We start from the raw sequence: 15,138 nt of genomic DNA, 5'->3' as shown, positions 1-15,138 counted from the left end.
ATCGGCATCGCCGATGCTGGCGGCGGTTTGCGCGGTGCATGGTGCGGCGACACCGTGATCTGGCGGCGTTGAAGCGTTGTCTGCTGATTGACTACGCGCGACGGATGAACGAATGGACGGATGGTGTTCGGTGTTCGTCGGTTGGTGCTGGTGCTGGTCTGAGTTTGGCGCCAGGCGTTGTTGGCGGCCAAATGTTTATCGGCACAGGGACCCTCATCCCAACCTCTCTTCCGCGGGGAGAGGGGCTTTCTCGCTGCTACGCATTAGACGGGCTTTTCTGCCGCTGTTTTCCTTGCCCGCCAACCTTTGGTCTGGTCGCCTTCCGACTGGTCGCCTCCTGGTCGGTCAGTTTCTGACCGGCCGCTTTTCTGGTTAGCCGCTCTCGCCCAATCGCTCTTTTTCATGTGAGCGCACGTTCGTGCGGGCGGCGACCTGCGCGCGGCGCCTGCGGGTCGCTTCTCCCCCTGGGAGATTGTCCTCCTTGATGGGGAGAAGGTGGCGCGCAGCACCGGATGAGGGGACGGGCGAAGCGAGAGTCACGCGGTGGTCGCGAGCCAAGTGCGGTGCACGTGGACTTGGCTGACCTACCTCATCTCACCCGCTTTTTCCCTCGGAGAGGTCAGCTCGCGGCCTGGCGAATGCAGACCTGCGTTGCCCTCCCCCACTGGATGAATGCAGCCCTGCATTGGCCTGCTCCTGCTGGATAGGAGCTAACGCGTTGCGCCGCCGCGTGATCAGCGGCGTTTGCGCCCCGGGCCCAGTTTGCGGGTGACGGTGTTGCGGCCCAGGCCCAGGCGGGCGGCGGCTTCGGCACGGCGGCCCTGGGTCAGTTGCAGGGCGGCTTCGAGCAGGGTCCTGTCCAGGCGTTCGCGGGCCTCGGCATGCAGGCCCTGGGCGCCTTCGCTCAGGCGTTGCGCGGCCCAGCTGGACAGCATGTCGTCCCATTGCCCGAGGCTGCTACGGCCGGTGCGCTGGCGGCCGCGCGCCAGGGCTGCCTCAACGTCGATCACGTCAATGATGTCGGCGGTGGCCAGGGCGGCCAGGCGCCAGCAGACGTTTTCCAGTTCGCGCACGTTGCCGGGCCAGTCGTACTGGCGCAGATCTTCCAGTGCGGCCGACGACAGCCGCTTGGGCAGCATGTCGAGCTTGCGCCCGGCCATGGCCAGGAAATTTTCCGCCAGTTGCGCGATGTCGCCGCGACGCTCGCGCAACGGCGGCAACTGCAGGCGCACCACATCCAGGCGATGCAGCAGGTCGGCGCGGAAGCGGCCCTGTTCGACCAGCGCCTCCAGGTCCTGGTGGGTGGCAGCGATCACGCGCACATCGACCCGGATCAACTCACGCCCACCGACGCGAAAGAATTCGTTCTCTGCCAGCACGCGCAGCAGACGCGTCTGCAATGGCAGCGGCATGTCGCCGATTTCGTCCAGAAACAAGGTGCCGCCATCGGCTTGTTCGAAGCGGCCGATATGGCGTTTGGTCGCGCCGGTAAACGCCCCGGTTTCGTGGCCGAACAACTCGCTTTCCAGCAGCTCGGCGGGAATGGCGGCGGTGTTGAGCGCCACGAAGGGTTTGCGCGCGCGCGGCGATTCGTTGTGCAGCGCGCGCGCGACCAGCTCCTTGCCGGTGCCGGTTTCGCCGTTGATCAACACCGACAGCGGCGCCTGCGCCAGGCGCCCGATGGCGCGGAACAAGGCCTGCATCGCCGGGGTGTCGCCGATCAGCGCGGCCGAGCCTTCGGCCAGCGGGGCGCCGATGATCTCGTCGACACCGGCATCGGCGTCGGGCAGCGCGCGGGCGGCCAGCGCCACCGCGTCGTCCAGATCGAAGGGCTTGGACAGGAATTCGTGCGCGCCGCCGCGGAAGGCGCCGGCGGTGCTGGCGACATCGGTATAGGCCGACATCACGATCACCGGCAGCTGCGGGTGCTTGGATTTGAGCTTGTCGAGCAGGCTCAGGCCGTCTTCGCCGGGCATGCGCACGTCGGTGAACAGCAGGTCCGGCATCGGCCGCATCGATAGCGCCTGCAGCGCCGCGGCGGCGCTGTCGAAGCCGTCGACGGCGTAGCCGGCATCGCGCAGGGCGGTGGACAGCACGAAGCGCACCGAACGGTCGTCGTCGACCACCCAGATATGGTGGGATGCGGCGGCGGCCTCAGCCATGCAGATGCTCCTTGTCGTGATCGCCGGCCAGCTCGGGCAGCAGCAGGGTGAAAACGGTATGGCCCGGACGCGAGCGGTAGGTCAGCGTGCCGTGGTGTTCGCGCGAGACTTGCTGGGCGAGCGCCAGACCCAGCCCGCTGCCCTCGGCGCGGCCACTGACCAGCGGCAGGAACAGGTGCTCGGCCAGTTCTTCGGGGACGCCGCCGCCGTCGTCGATGATTTCCAGCCGCAGCGACATCGCATGCACGCGGTCGCGGATGCGCTGGCCATGTTCGACGCGGGTGCGCAGGGTCACCCGGGTGGCGCCGGCCTGGAAGGCATTGCGCACCAGGTTCCACACCGCCTGGGTGAGCCGGTCCACATCGCCGAGGATGTCCGGAATGCTGGGATCGTAATCGCGTTGCACCTGCACCGACCAGCCGCCCTCGGCCTCGGCCAGGCGCAGCACGCGTTCGAGCACCACGTGGATGTTGAGGCGGTCGTGCGGGCGCAGCGGCGACGGCGAGAGCAGGCGCTCGAGCAAAGTGTTGAGCCGTTCGATCTCGGTGCCGATCAACTCGATCAGCTCGCGCTCGTCTTCATCGCGCCCGGCCGAGCGGCGCGCCAGCAACTGCGCGGCGCCCTTCAGGCCGGCCAGCGGGTTGCGCAGTTCGTGCGCCAGGCCCTTGAGCGCAGCGCTCAGGGCATTGGGCAGCGCGTGGGTCGGGTCCAACGCGGGGAATTCGTCGACCGGGTGGGTTTCCAGCAACCAACCGCCATCGTCCAGCCGCGACAGCCAGCCTTCGGCAAAGCGTGGCGCGTCGTTGGGCAGGCCCAGCGCCAGCCGATGCAGGCGCAGCACGTCGCGCTCGTCGTTGAGCAGGAAGCGGGCCAGCGCGTCGCCCTGCACTTCCAGCGCCGCCAGCGGTTGGTCGACCAGCCGCCGTGCGCTGACGCCGAGCCAACGCGCGAATGCTGGGTTGACCCCCAGCACGCGGCCTTCGCGGTCGGCCCAGGCCACCGGGGTGCCCAGGCTGTCGAGCGACGGGGTGGAGGTCGTCATCAGCATTGCACCAATTTAGTGCAAACAACATCGGCGTGCGCGAATGGCGCGCCGAACGTAGCGTGCAGCGAAGTGTTTGGGGCCGGGTCGCAATGGCATGGCCAAACCCGGTTCGCATCCGTGCCGACAGCGCCGGGCGTAGGGCTGGTCATGCAGAACCTCGGCAATAAGGCCGCGCCGACACCGGCCGCGGCAGAAACCAACCCGGCGCGGGCAGCGCCGGCCGGGTTGGTTGCGCCACCCGCGGAGATCGCGCCGCGGGTGTGCATGCTCAGGACTCGTATGCGGCTTCGCCGTGCGAGGTGATGTCCAACCCCTCGCGCTCGGCTTCTTCGGTGACGCGCAGGCCGAACACCAGCTTGGCCACCAGGAACCCGACCACCGACACCACGCCGATCCACACCACGGTGATGCCCACGCCCAGGGCCTGGATGCCGACCTGATGCACGATGTCGTAATCGCCGCCCTTCTGGCCGCCCAGCGAAGCCGCCGAGAACACACCGGTCAGGATGGCGCCGATGATGCCGCCCAGGCCATGCACGCCGAACACGTCCAGGCTGTCGTCGGCGCCGAGCAGGCGCTTCAGACCGGTGACGCCCCACACGCACAGCACGCCAGCCGCCAGGCCAATGACAATCGCGCCGAACGGACCCACGGTGCCGCAGGCCGGGGTAATGCCGACCAGGCCGGCGACCATGCCCGAGGCCACACCGAGGGCGGACGACTTGCCCTTGATGATCTTCTCGGTGAGCGACCAGCCCAGGATGGCGGCGGCGGTGGCCAGCAAGGTGTTGAGGAAGGCCAGCGCCGCACCGGCATTGGCTTCCAGGTTGGAGCCGGCATTGAAGCCGAACCAGCCCACCCACAGCAACGAGGCGCCGACGAAGGTCAGGGTGACGTTGTGCGGCTTGATCGCCTCACGCCCCAACCCGGCGCGCTTGCCGACGAAGTAGGCGCCCACCAGACCGGCGATACCGGCATTGATGTGCACCACGGTGCCGCCGGCAAAATCCAGCGCGCCCAGCCCGAACAGATAGCCGCCGGTGGCCCAGACCATGTGCGCCAGCGGCAGATAGCCGAAGGTGAACCAGATCACCGAGAACAGCAGCACCGCGGCGAACTTGGCGCGTTCGGCAAAGGCACCGACGATCAGCGCGCCGGTAATGCCGGCAAAGGTCGCCTGGAACCCGATGAACACGTATTCCGGCAGGCTCACGCCCTTGGTGAAGGTGGCCGACAGGCTTTCGATGGTCACGCCCTTGAGCAGCGCCTTGTCCAGGTTGCCGATCCACGGGCCTTCGCCGGAAAACGCCAGGCTGTAGCCGTATAGCACCCACAGGATGGTCAGCAGCGAAAACACCGTGGCAACCTGGATCAGCACCGACAACACGTTCTTGGCGCGCACCATGCCGCCGTAGAACAACGCCAGGCCCGGCACCACCATCAGCAGCACCAGCAGCGTGGAGGTCAGCATCCAGGCCACGTCGCCCTTGTCGACCACCGGCGCGGCGTCGGCGGCAGCCACCGGCGCGGCGGCCGGTTGCGCAGACGGCAGCGGTTCGGTGGTGACCGGCTCGGTTGGCAACGGGGTGACCTGCGGGGTGGACTGCGCCTGTGCGCTGCCCATGCTGCCCACCACCAGCGCGCTGAACAGCATCAGCATGCACACGCTATAGAACCGGGCTTTCCACCCGGCAAACAGAGCTGTCTTCATACGAACTCCAGAGGTGGGGGACTCAGAGCGCATCGGCGCCGATTTCGCCGGTGCGGATCCGCACCACTTGCTCGATCGCAGTCACAAAGATCTTGCCGTCGCCGATCTTGCCGGTGCCGGCCGCGTTCTGGATCGCTTCGACCACGGCGTCCAACCGGTCGTCGGTCACCACCGTTTCGATCTTGATCTTGGGCAAGAAGTCCACGACGTACTCGGCGCCGCGATACAGCTCGGTGTGGCCTTTCTGCCGCCCGAAGCCCTTGACCTCGGTAACGGTGATACCCGACACGCCAGCGGCGGACAGGGCCTCGCGGACCTCGTCGAGCTTGAACGGCCGGATGATGGCGGTGATCAATTTCATGCGCATACCCCGAAAGGTGGAAGGAACCGGCCGGCATTGCGCCGCCCGGCGGTGTCATTCACCTGGATGCCAACCCCGGCATCCAATCGTTCGCGGATCGCGCAGACCCCGACGGATGCCAAGCATCCGCCTCGTGGGAGAGGTCAGGCCCGCGCGTTGCGAACGGTGTGCTCTCTCGTACCCCAGGGCTCCCTGGTGGTGCCAGGAAGCCATCGAACATGTGCGGCGATGGCGGAGGTGGGAGGGGGGGCCTCCGCCATCACCGCGGTGGAACTCAGTTGCCGTAGTACAGCTGGTACTCCAACGGGTGGGTCGCAGCTCGGAACTTGGTGACTTCCTGCATCTTCAGCGCGATGTAGCCGTCGATGAAGTCGTCGCTCATCACGCCGCCGGCCTTGAGGAACTCGCGGTCCTTGTCCAGCGCTTCCAGTGCCTGGTCCAGGCTGGAGCACACCTGCGGGATCAGCTTTTCTTCTTCCGGCGGCAGGTCGTACAGGTCCTTGTCGCTCGGGGCGCCCGGGTCGATCTGGTTCTTGATGCCGTCCAGGCCGGCCATCATCAGCGCGGTGAAGGTCAGGTAGCCGGACTGCAACGGATCGGGGAAGCGCATTTCGATGCGGCGGGCCTTCGGGTTGGTGACCCACGGAATGCGGCACGACGCCGAGCGGTTACGCGCCGAATAGGCCAGCATCACCGGCGCTTCGAAGCCCGGAACCAGACGCTTGTAGCTGTTGGTGCCGGAGTTGGAGAAGGCGTTGATGGCGCGAGCATGCTTGAAGATGCCGCCGATGTACCACAACGCCATCTGCGACAGGCCACCGTAACCGTCACCGGCGAACAGGTTGGTGCCGCCCTTGGTCAGCGACTGGTGCACGTGCATGCCCGAGCCGTTGTCGCCAACGATCGGCTTGGGCATGAAGGTTGCGGTCTTGCCGTTGCGGTAGGCGACGTTCTTGATGATGTACTTCATCGTCAGCAGTTCGTCGGCCTTCTGCACCAGCGAGCTGAACTTGGTGCCGATCTCGCACTGGCCGGCGGTGGCCACTTCGTGGTGGTGCACTTCGGTCTCGATGCCGACCTGCTCCAGCGTCTTGATCATCTCCGCGCGCAGGTCGTGCAGGGTGTCGGTCGGAGGAACCGGGAAGTAGCCGCCCTTCACGCCCGGACGGTAGCCGCTGTTGCCGCCGTCGTACTTGGCACCGGTGTTCCAGGCAGCCTCTTCGGACCCCACCTGGAAGAAGGTGTGACCCATGTCGTTGGCGAAGCGCACCGAATCGAAGATGAAAAATTCCGGCTCCGGGCCGAAGAAGGCCTGGTCGGCGGTGCCGGAGGACTTCAGATAGGCTTCGGCGCGCTTGGCGATGCCGCGCGGGTCGCGCTCATAGCTCTGCATGGTGGCCGGGTCGAGAATGTCGCAGGTCAGCACGATGGTCGGATCGGCGAAGAACGGATCCAGGTACGCGGTGCCGGCGTCGGGCAGCAACACCATGTCCGACTCGTTGATGCCCTTCCAACCCGCGATCGAGCTGCCGTCGAACATCTTGCCTTCTTCGAACAACGCCGGCTCGATGATGTTGGCCGGAAAGGTGATGTGCTGCTGTACACCACGCATATCGACGAAGCGCAGGTCGACAAATTCGACCTTGTTGTCCTTGATCAGCTTTTCAACGTTTTCCACGGACATCGGAAGAAACCTCGGATTGGAGTGAAGTGGCTCGTGGGCGGTACTACAGCAGGGACCATGCCAAATCGCTGACTTTCACAAGTCGTTGATTTTGCTTGCATCACTTGAGACCGCTCGCGGCAAGGCTGCACCAAATTGGTGCGATCTACATTGAGTATGCACCGATATGGTGCATGCCGCAATGCACTATCCTGGCGCCTCCCCCAATCCTCTCCTCACGTCCGATGTCCGATCTGATTTCCGCCCTGCTGTTGGGCATTCTCGAAGGCTTGACCGAATTTCTGCCGATCTCCAGCACCGGCCACCTGTTGATCGCCGAACAATGGCTCGGACGCCGTTCTGACTTCTTCAATATCGTCATCCAGGCCGGCGCCATCCTGGCCATCTGCCTGGCGCTGCGACAGAAGCTGTGGACCCTGGCCACCGGCCTGGGCGAGCGCGACAACCGCGATTACGTACTCAAGATCGGCGTGGCCTTCCTGGTCACGGCGGTGGTGGGGCTGATCGTGCGCAAGGCCGGCTGGCAGTTGCCGGAAACCGTGCATCCGGTAGCCTGGGCACTGCTGATTGGCGGCCTGTGGATGCTGGTGGCCGAGCACTTTGCCGGCAAGCTGCCCGAGCGCGACGTGGTGACCTGGAAGGTGGCCATTGCCGTGGGCCTGGCGCAGGTGGTGGCCGGCGTATTCCCCGGTACCTCGCGCTCGGCTTCGGCGATCTTCCTGGCCATGCTGCTGGGCCTGAGCAAGCGCTCGGCGGCGGCGGACTTCGTGTTCATGGTCGGCATCCCCACCATGTTTGCGGCCAGCGGTTACGCGCTGCTGGAGATGTACAAGGAAGGCGGCTTCGGCAGCGAAAACTGGGCCGACGTGGCAGTAGCCTTCGTGGCAGCGACCATCACCGGCTTTGTGGTGGTGAAGTGGCTGCTGGGTTACATCAAGAAGCACCGCTTCACCGTATTTGCGGTGTACCGCATCGTGCTCGGTGCGGCCTTGCTGCTGTGGTTGCCAGTCGCGGCCTGAGCCGCAACGCGCAGCGGTCCTGCCGGTCGCCATCGCTGCGGCCGGCAGGGCAACTGCACGGGCAGTGACCCCGGTCATTGCCGCCGCCGCACGCTGGCGGTATCACTGAGGCCTTGTTACCGGGAGCCGCCGATGCGTGCCGTGTTCTTTGCACCAGCCCTGCTGGCGGCGGGCGTGACGGCCTGCGGCTCGGGCGCGACGCCCGGTGCCGGCGGCGGCGCGCCAGACACACCTGCTGCCTCGACCGCAGCTGCTGCGCCCGTCCGCGACAACGCCCCGTTACGTACCGCCTTGCAAGCACAGCACTGGCAGCTGCAGCAGGCCAGCGATGCGCATGGCACCGGCTTGCGCAGCCTGTTCGTCGCCGGCAGCGCGCCGCTGCAACTGGACTTTGCCGATCAACGCATCCAGGTCAGCGAGACCTGCAATGCGCTGGGTGCCAACTACAGCGTGGCCGATACCCAGCTGCAGATCGGCCGGGTGGTCTCGAGCAAACGCCTCTGTACGCAGCCACAAAAAATGCCCCAGGAACGTGCTGCCAGCGAGGCGTTGTCCGGCCGCTTCGCGGTGACGCTGGACACCGCACAAGCCGCGCCGCGGCTGACCCTGACCCGCAGCGATGGCACCCGCCTGCTCTTCAATGGCATGCCCACGGCAAGCACCCGCTACGGTGAGCACGGGCAGACGCTGCTGATCGAAGTGGCGGCCGACACCGCGCCCTGCGCTCCGACCCGGCCCGCGCCTGCCTGCAACTGCGCGAGCGCATCGATGGACAGCCTGCGACCGCATCCTGGCAAACCTTCGACGGCACGATTGAAGGTTTCGACCACGAAGCCGGCATCCGCACCTTGCTGCGGGTCACCCGCTATCCGGCAGCCGCTGGCCGGGAGGGTGCGGGGGTGTATGTGCTGGAGCAGATGATCGAAGCGAGCGGTTAGCGGGTCGTGGTCCGGGATCAGGAATGGGGAGCCGGGATGGGTTTGATGTCGGGCTGCTGCAGGTCCGGCTGTGCAGTTGACCCACTGCGCCGGTCATGCCGATCAGGCAGATGCGACGCGCTGATGCGTCGCGCAGCGCAGCATCGGCTGGCATCGACGGCCTGATGCGTCGCATCGGTCAACGCACATCGGTCCACTGCCGGTAAGGTCCGGCAGGCACGCCAACCGCGCATCGGCGCCTGCGTGCGAGGGCCGCACGACTCGCGTTCCCGTGCGCAAAAATACGCTCTGCCGCATGCATTCTTCGCCTGTTCCCGACCGCGATACCTTCGGCCATGCGATCGGGACGTGCGGTCTCAGCGCAGCGAGGGATTCAGCGTGTAGGTGCCATGTAACGCCGCTTCGGCGAGCACGTGGCCCTGGATGGCCGACAGCACATCGGCTGCAGTGAAGCTGGCCGGCAGGCTGAGCGTGGCCACATCCAGTGCGAACACGCGGAAGAAATAGCGGTGCACACGTAGGTCATTGAACGGCGGGTACGGGCCGTCGTAGCCCAGGTAGTCGCCGGCCATGTCGGGGTTGCCGGCAAACCACTGCGTGTAGGAGTTCAGGCCCTGGCGTGCACCGGCCGGGCCGGCCGGCTGCTGCTTGCCCTTGGGCACAAAGCCGTCGCTGCAGCTGCCTGCCGCAATCTCGTGCACGTCGGCGGGGATGTCGGCCATCGCCCAATGCACAAAATCGGTGCGTGGCTGCTCGACCGGGATCTGCACATCCTCGCGCCCCACCGTCTCCGGCACCGTCGGCACATCCGGGTCCAGGCACAGCAGCGCGAACGAGCGCGTGCCGTGCGGGACGTCGCTCCAGGCCAAATGCGGGTTGCGGTTGGGCGCAAAGCCCTCCGGTGTGCCGGCCGCAAATTCCACTGCGATGGGCTTGCCGTTTTCGATGCTGGTGCTGGTCAGACGCATGCAAAGTCTCCGTGGATCCAAGCGCTCAGCCTGCCTGGATTGGCGCGGCAACGGAAGCCGCCACAGTGGAACCTTGTGTGGCGCGGCCGGGGCAGTTGCGTGCATGCGGTGCCAGGCGCTTCACCGTGCACAGTAGGCAGTGCAACCCGAGCGAACCGTGCGCCAGCCGTTGGCCTGTCACTCGCCTGGCACGGTTCGCATGCATCGTGAACCGCCGATCGCCATCCACGTGCACTGCGCCATCGGGACATCCGTAGGAGCGGACCTGGCCGCGACGGGCTTCACCGGTATCGGTCGCGCCTCGTCGCGGCCGGGTCCGCTCCTGCGACAGCCTTGCGCCTGAGATACAGGCGAAGGACCGTGGGTCAGTCCTGCGGATAGCCGAAGCGCACTGCGATCAACGTGAGCAGGTCGAACTGGGCACCGAGCACGTTGCGGTAATTGCGCCAGCGGCCGGAGGCCAGGCGCGCCGGGCCACGTGGTTCGACCAGCGGGAAGTTCAACCCGAACGCCTGTTCCAGCGCGGTGGAGATTCCCTGCGGATCGCTTTCGATGCCATCCAGGCGGATGATCCGGTGCGGGTACAGATCGCGTTCGTGCAGCACGGCCAGCTGTTCCAGCGCGGCCAGCAGCCAGTCGGTGGCCTGCTGCGGCGACTGCACGGCCAGCGGGGCGGACGCGCCGGCCGAGAGCCAGTCCAGCAGCATGTCGCGCGGGTCGCGCAGCGCGATCGCCAGCCGCCCTTCGGGCAGATGCGGGCGCAGTGCGGTGAGCAAGGTGTTGTCCCACCACAGCAGCCAGTCGATGACGTTGCCATCGTCGATGCCGCGGCGCGGCAGCTGCGCCTTCCAGCCTTCCACCAAGGCCATCGGCGCCAGTTCGCCCGATGCCAATTGCTCGACGCTGCGGTAGCTCTGCAACGCGTCCGACGGCGGCGTGGCCCCGTAACGGTCGCCGCGCACCAGCGGGGTGGCGGCGTCCATCACCGCGATCAGGCGTTCGACATGCGAGCCCGGGGTGCCCCACACGAACAGCGGACGCGCGGTGACGGTGTCGGGAATGCTGCCCAGCGCCGGCCATTGCATCGGCTGCTTGGCGGACTGCGGCGGCAACGGCAGGCGGTGCTGGGCCTGTTCGCGATGGAATTGCATCCAGGTTGCCAGGGCGGCATCGGGCTGGCCGGCGCGGTCCTGCACATTGCCCAGCCACGGCCGCAGCACGGTCTGCTGCGGCTCGGGCAACGACTCGATCAAGGATTCGACACAGGCGATGGCCGCCGGCGGGTCGCGCTCCAGCAGCGCCTCGACGATGCGCTGCTCGCCGCTGATGCGGCCCGGCTCCACCGCCACGATCTGCCGCGCCACCATTTCCGCTTCGTCGGCATGGCCCTGCATGTCGTGCACACGCATCAGCGCTTCCAGCGCGGGCAGGTGCTCGGGCATGCCCAGCAGCCAGCGCTCGATCACCGCCTGCGCCTGCGGCCCGCCGACCGGCTCCACCGCCAGCCGCGCCAGCCATAGATCGTGCGCATTGCTGGAGGTGGCCAACGCCGCATCCAGGGTGTCGCGCGCATCGTCCACCGCGCCCAGACGCTCCCAGGCGGTGAGCAAGGCATGCAAGGTGCGGCGGTCGGCCGGCCAATGCGCCAGCGCCAGGCGCAGATGCGCAACGGCCTGGTCGGGGCGGCCGGCCTGCAATTCCATTTCGCCGGCCAGCCGGCGCATGGCAGGACGATCGCCGTCGGGCTGGGCCAGTACGCCCTGCATCGCGGTTACCGCATCATCCAGCCGGCCCTGCCGCTGGGCCAGCTGGGCGATGAAGGCGCGCAGCGCGGTGCCCGGCGGATTGAGCTCGACCACGCGCTCGAAGGCGCGCTCGGCAAACGCAAAATGTTCCTTCTGCAGATAGGCAAAGCCCAGCGCGAACATCACCCGTGGGTCGTCCGGCAACTGCTCGGCGGCGCGGGTCAGCAGCGACAGCGCACGGTCGCTCTGGCCGCGACGCAGCTCCACCACGCCATCGACCGCCAGCAGCTGCGGATGCTCCGGCGCCAGGCGTGCGGCGGTGCGGCTCAGCCGCTCGGCATCGTCCAGATCGCCGCGTGCCACGGCCAGATGCGCCTGCATCACATAGGCGTTGAACTGGTTGGGGTCCAGCGCGGTACTGCGCGACAATGCAGCATCGGCCGCCGACAGGTTGCGCGTAGCCAGCAGCAGCCCGGCGCGCAGCAGATGCAGGTCGGCGTCTTCCGGGGTCAGCGCCAGCGCGGTTTCGATGCTGGCCAGCGCCAGCGCCGGCTGACCTTGCTGCTGCAAGGACAGCCCGAGCCAGCGGTGCGCGGCCGCGTTATCCGGCGCAGTGCTCGCCCACTCGCGGGCCAGCGCCACTGCATCGTCGGCCGCATTGCGGCGCAGGGCTTGAAGAATGGCGTCTTGCATGGCGGCGGCGTGTCCCGGACAAACCGCTATTGTAACGATGCGCGCTGCGCCGCCGACCTACGTGTGCGCGGTCAGCCGCTCGGCCACCCAGCGTTCGGCAAAGCCATCGCCGCGGGCGTTTTCCAGAAAGCCGCAATGCCCGCCCCAGCGCGCGATTTCCAGGTGCGCGTGGGCCGGCAGTGTCCAGCTGGCGAAGTCCTCGAACGGAATCACCGGGTCGTCTTCGGCCATCAGGATGTCCGAAGGCACCTGCAGGCCGGCCAGGCGCTCGCCGGCGATCGAATAGCTGTCGAAATACGCTTCCAGCGAGCCGTGGCCGGTGTGCTGCACCGCCAGCCAGGCCATCAGCTGACGCATGTCCAGCGCCAGGGTGGCGTCGTCGTAGCCGTGCTGGTCCGGGAACAGCTTGCGCTTGCGCAGCAGCGATTCGCGCCATTTGCGGCGGAAATACCAGTCGTAGAACTGCGGGCCTTTTTCCAGCTGGGTCATGGTGGCGGCCGGGTCCAGCAACGGACACACCGCCGCCACCCGCGCCAGCGGCAAGCCCGCTGCCGGTGCCCGCAAAGCCAGCCGTAACGCGAAGTTGCCGCCCAGCGAATACCCGGCTGCCAGCAGCTTGGGCGCGGGAAAGCGCCGCCACAGATCGCCAGCGGCGTTGACCACCTCGTCGATGCGATCGGAGTGGAACAGGTCCACATTCAGATGGTGGGTGTCGCCGTGATCGCGGAAATTCAGCCGGAACACCTGGTAGCCCAGGCCGAGCAGGCGCGCAGCGGTCAGCCGCATGTAGTTGGAATCGGCACTGCCTTCCCAACCGTGCAGCAGCAGCACGGTGCCGCGTACCGGTGCATCGCCCGACGGCACGCTCATCCAGCCCTGCAGGCGCACGCCGTCGCCGCCGTCGAGAATATGTTCGCTGGTGACCGCGCCGCTGGCGCTCAGCAACTGGAGGCTCCGCAGCCGACGCAAGCCGCTGCTGGCCAGCACCGATTGCACGTGCGGATTGCGCAGCCAGCGCGGCGGCTGAAAGTCGGAGGCGTTCATGCGCTCATCGGGCCAGGCAGGAGGCTGCTGGCCGCTGGGTGGATGAGCGCGCGCATCGCCGGCTCAGGACTCCATCGCGGCGATGATGCGCTGACGCGAGGTGTCGGCCAGGCGACGACGTCCTTCAATATCGAACGCGCCGATCGGCTCCAGGAAATGGATCTCGGCCACGCGCGACGGCTCGCCGAGCAGGCGCACGATGTTGGCGAAAAAACTCTCCCGCTCGCCAAAAGCCACCACGGCCTGCGCATTGCCGCGCGCGCCATAGCGCAGCGCCACCGGTTGTACCGGCACGCCGGCTTCCACCGCTGCCTGGAAGATGCGCGCATGGAACGGGCCGACCTCGGTGCCGCCGCGGGTGCGCCCTTCCGGGAACACGCCCACCGGCTTGCCGCTGCGCAGGCGCTGCAACATTTCCAGCAGCACACCGCCCAGCGACTCGGTATTGCCGCGCTGATGAAAGATGGTCTGGCCCTTGGCGGCCAGCCAGCCCACCAGCGGCCAGCCGGCGATTTCGCGCTTGGCCACAAAGCCCATCACCCGTCGGCTGTGCAGCATGGAGATGTCGACCCAGCTGACGTGATTGGCCACGAACAAGGTGGCGCCCGACAGCGGCGTGCCGAAGCGGCGTAGACGAAACCCGAAGATGCGCATCAGGTTGCCCTGCCACCAGCGGATCATTCGCTCGTCCAGGGTGTCCTCGGGGCCGGTACGGATGCGCGCCAGCGGCGGCGTCACCACGCACAGCATGGTGATCGGCAGGAACACGCATAGATGCAACAGCAGCAACGGCACCCGATACAGGTACCGGAACCAACGCAGCGGGCCGCCAGCGTCGCGCGTGGCGTCCAGGGATGACTCGCTCATTCGACGAACGGGACCGGTAACAGGGGAAGGAGGCACGACTATTGTGACAGCAGCTCGGCTGCGGCGCAGTGCCGGCAGCGGATGGCGCTGTTCCACCCATGCAGCTGCCGGGCGGTCTCAGCCATGGGTGCGCGCCACCACCGCCAGAGTCAGGCGCGAAACGCAGACGCGCTTGCCGGCAGGGTTTTCGATGACGATGTCCCAGACCTGGGTGCTGCGCCCCACATGGACCGCACGCGCGGTGCCGGTGACCAGGCCCTCGGTGGCCGCGCGCAGGTGGTTGGCGTTGATCACCAGCCCCACGCACATCTGGGTGGTCATCTCTACGCACAGATTGCCGGCGCTGCTTCCCAGGGTTTCAGCCAGCACCACCGAGGCGCCGCCATGCAACAGGCCGTACGGCTGTTTGGTCCGCGCATCCACCGGCATGGTGGCGCGCAGCCAGTCGTCGCCGGCGTCGGTGAACACGATGCCCAGGTGTTCGATCAGGGTGTTTCGGCTGGACGCGTTGAGGGCGGCAAGATCGACGGGAGCGCGGAAGGTCATGGGCTAGGATTGGGCTGGGAATCGGGAATCGGGAATCGGGAATCGGAACAGCATCTGCGGGATCGCGACTGGTGCCACGCTCACCGCTGTTGATCCAAGGCTACTGCAATCGTCGGTGTCGCTGCTTGCCCCGGATTGGCGGGAGTGCTCGCGCCGCCGGGCGCCGGGGTGGTTTGACGACGTGCCGGCCGCCAGCGCGCCGCTTGTTGCCGCCGAACGTTGCAGCCTTAGAGCGGCTCACAACACGTGGCGAGCAGTCGTCCGCTAGGTGTGGACAGTGCGCTCGGAACCGGAGTGCACGCGCGGTACATGCCGCACCGGGCACCGGGCACCGGCCGCGCCCACCGGGCGGTGA

11 protein-coding genes, 1 other RNA gene and 2 pseudogenes are annotated in these 15,138 nt (G+C 67.2%); 2 read left to right on the top strand and 12 right to left on the bottom strand.

What is annotated here, in order from left to right:
- Window positions 1-734: 734 nt before the first annotated feature.
- From ntrC to glnA, 5 genes are all read right to left on the bottom strand, one after another.
- Complete coding sequence (gene ntrC, locus BJD12_RS13610; protein ID WP_005992720.1) at window positions 735-2,162, bottom strand: nitrogen regulation protein NR(I); 1,428 nt, start codon at window positions 2,160-2,162, stop codon at window positions 735-737.
- Window positions 2,155-3,210, bottom strand: a complete 1,056-nt coding sequence (locus BJD12_RS13605) for a two-component system sensor histidine kinase NtrB (RefSeq protein ID WP_005992718.1) — start codon at window positions 3,208-3,210, stop codon at window positions 2,155-2,157. Before BJD12_RS13605 ends, ntrC begins: the two co-directional genes overlap by 8 nt.
- 265 nt (window positions 3,211-3,475) lie before the next feature.
- Window positions 3,476-4,918: an ammonium transporter gene (locus BJD12_RS13600; RefSeq protein WP_039423422.1), complete on the bottom strand. Its 1,443-nt coding sequence runs from the start codon at window positions 4,916-4,918 to the stop codon at window positions 3,476-3,478.
- Between the two features lie 22 nt (window positions 4,919-4,940).
- A complete protein-coding gene (locus BJD12_RS13595) occupies window positions 4,941-5,279 on the bottom strand; it encodes a P-II family nitrogen regulator (protein ID WP_002808480.1) in 339 nt (112 codons plus the stop codon).
- A 274-nt stretch (window positions 5,280-5,553) separates the two neighbouring features.
- The gene (glnA, locus tag BJD12_RS13590; protein WP_005992704.1) at window positions 5,554-6,963 is read right to left on the bottom strand and encodes a type I glutamate--ammonia ligase; all 1,410 of its coding nucleotides are present in this window, start codon (window positions 6,961-6,963) and stop codon (window positions 5,554-5,556) included.
- A 224-nt stretch (window positions 6,964-7,187) separates the two neighbouring features.
- Between glnA and BJD12_RS13580 the strand changes: the two genes are divergently transcribed.
- Entirely contained in the window at window positions 7,188-7,982 is a 795-nt protein-coding gene (locus tag BJD12_RS13580) for an undecaprenyl-diphosphate phosphatase (protein ID WP_005992702.1), read from the top strand.
- A 102-nt stretch (window positions 7,983-8,084) separates the two neighbouring features.
- Here BJD12_RS13580 and BJD12_RS25350 read toward each other — a convergent pair.
- Window positions 8,085-8,195, bottom strand: a pseudogene (locus BJD12_RS25350) (hypothetical protein); the annotation flags it as partial.
- Between BJD12_RS25350 and BJD12_RS13575 the strand changes: the two are divergent.
- Window positions 8,157-8,920: pseudogene (locus BJD12_RS13575) on the top strand (META domain-containing protein). The pseudogenes BJD12_RS25350 and BJD12_RS13575 sit on opposite strands and share 39 nt — an antisense overlap.
- Before the next feature lie 356 nt (window positions 8,921-9,276).
- On the opposite strand, the gene BJD12_RS13570 reads toward BJD12_RS13575, so the two are convergent.
- The 6 genes from BJD12_RS13570 to BJD12_RS13545 all read right to left on the bottom strand — a co-directional run bounded on the left by BJD12_RS13570 (window position 9,277) and on the right by BJD12_RS13545 (window position 15,094).
- Window positions 9,277-9,888 carry a YbhB/YbcL family Raf kinase inhibitor-like protein gene (locus BJD12_RS13570; RefSeq protein ID WP_005992697.1) on the bottom strand — a complete coding sequence of 204 codons (612 nt, stop codon included), beginning with the start codon at window positions 9,886-9,888 and terminating at the stop codon, window positions 9,277-9,279.
- A gap of 365 nt (window positions 9,889-10,253) precedes the next feature.
- Window positions 10,254-12,326 carry a tetratricopeptide repeat protein gene (locus tag BJD12_RS13565; protein WP_005992695.1) on the bottom strand — a complete coding sequence of 691 codons (2,073 nt, stop codon included), beginning with the start codon at window positions 12,324-12,326 and terminating at the stop codon, window positions 10,254-10,256.
- A gap of 57 nt (window positions 12,327-12,383) precedes the next feature.
- Window positions 12,384-13,370 carry a YheT family hydrolase gene (locus BJD12_RS13560; protein ID WP_005992693.1) on the bottom strand — a complete coding sequence of 329 codons (987 nt, stop codon included), beginning with the start codon at window positions 13,368-13,370 and terminating at the stop codon, window positions 12,384-12,386.
- A 63-nt stretch (window positions 13,371-13,433) separates the two neighbouring features.
- Window positions 13,434-14,333 carry a lysophospholipid acyltransferase family protein gene (locus BJD12_RS13555; protein ID WP_172797202.1) on the bottom strand — a complete coding sequence of 300 codons (900 nt, stop codon included), beginning with the start codon at window positions 14,331-14,333 and terminating at the stop codon, window positions 13,434-13,436.
- Window positions 14,334-14,354: 21 nt separating this feature from the next.
- Window positions 14,355-14,783 (bottom strand): hotdog fold thioesterase, encoded by a 429-nt coding sequence (locus BJD12_RS13550; protein WP_005992689.1) that lies wholly within the window; start codon window positions 14,781-14,783, stop codon window positions 14,355-14,357.
- A 234-nt stretch (window positions 14,784-15,017) separates the two neighbouring features.
- Window positions 15,018-15,094: non-coding RNA, sX9 sRNA (locus BJD12_RS13545), on the bottom strand.
- Window positions 15,095-15,138: the final 44 nt, after the last annotated feature.

It is taken from the genome of Xanthomonas vesicatoria ATCC 35937, assembly GCF_001908725.1.
In the GTDB taxonomy this organism is placed as follows: domain Bacteria; phylum Pseudomonadota; class Gammaproteobacteria; order Xanthomonadales; family Xanthomonadaceae; genus Xanthomonas; species Xanthomonas vesicatoria.
Note: the sequence above shows the minus strand (reverse complement) of the source record. Positions and strands in the feature narration are given on the sequence as shown.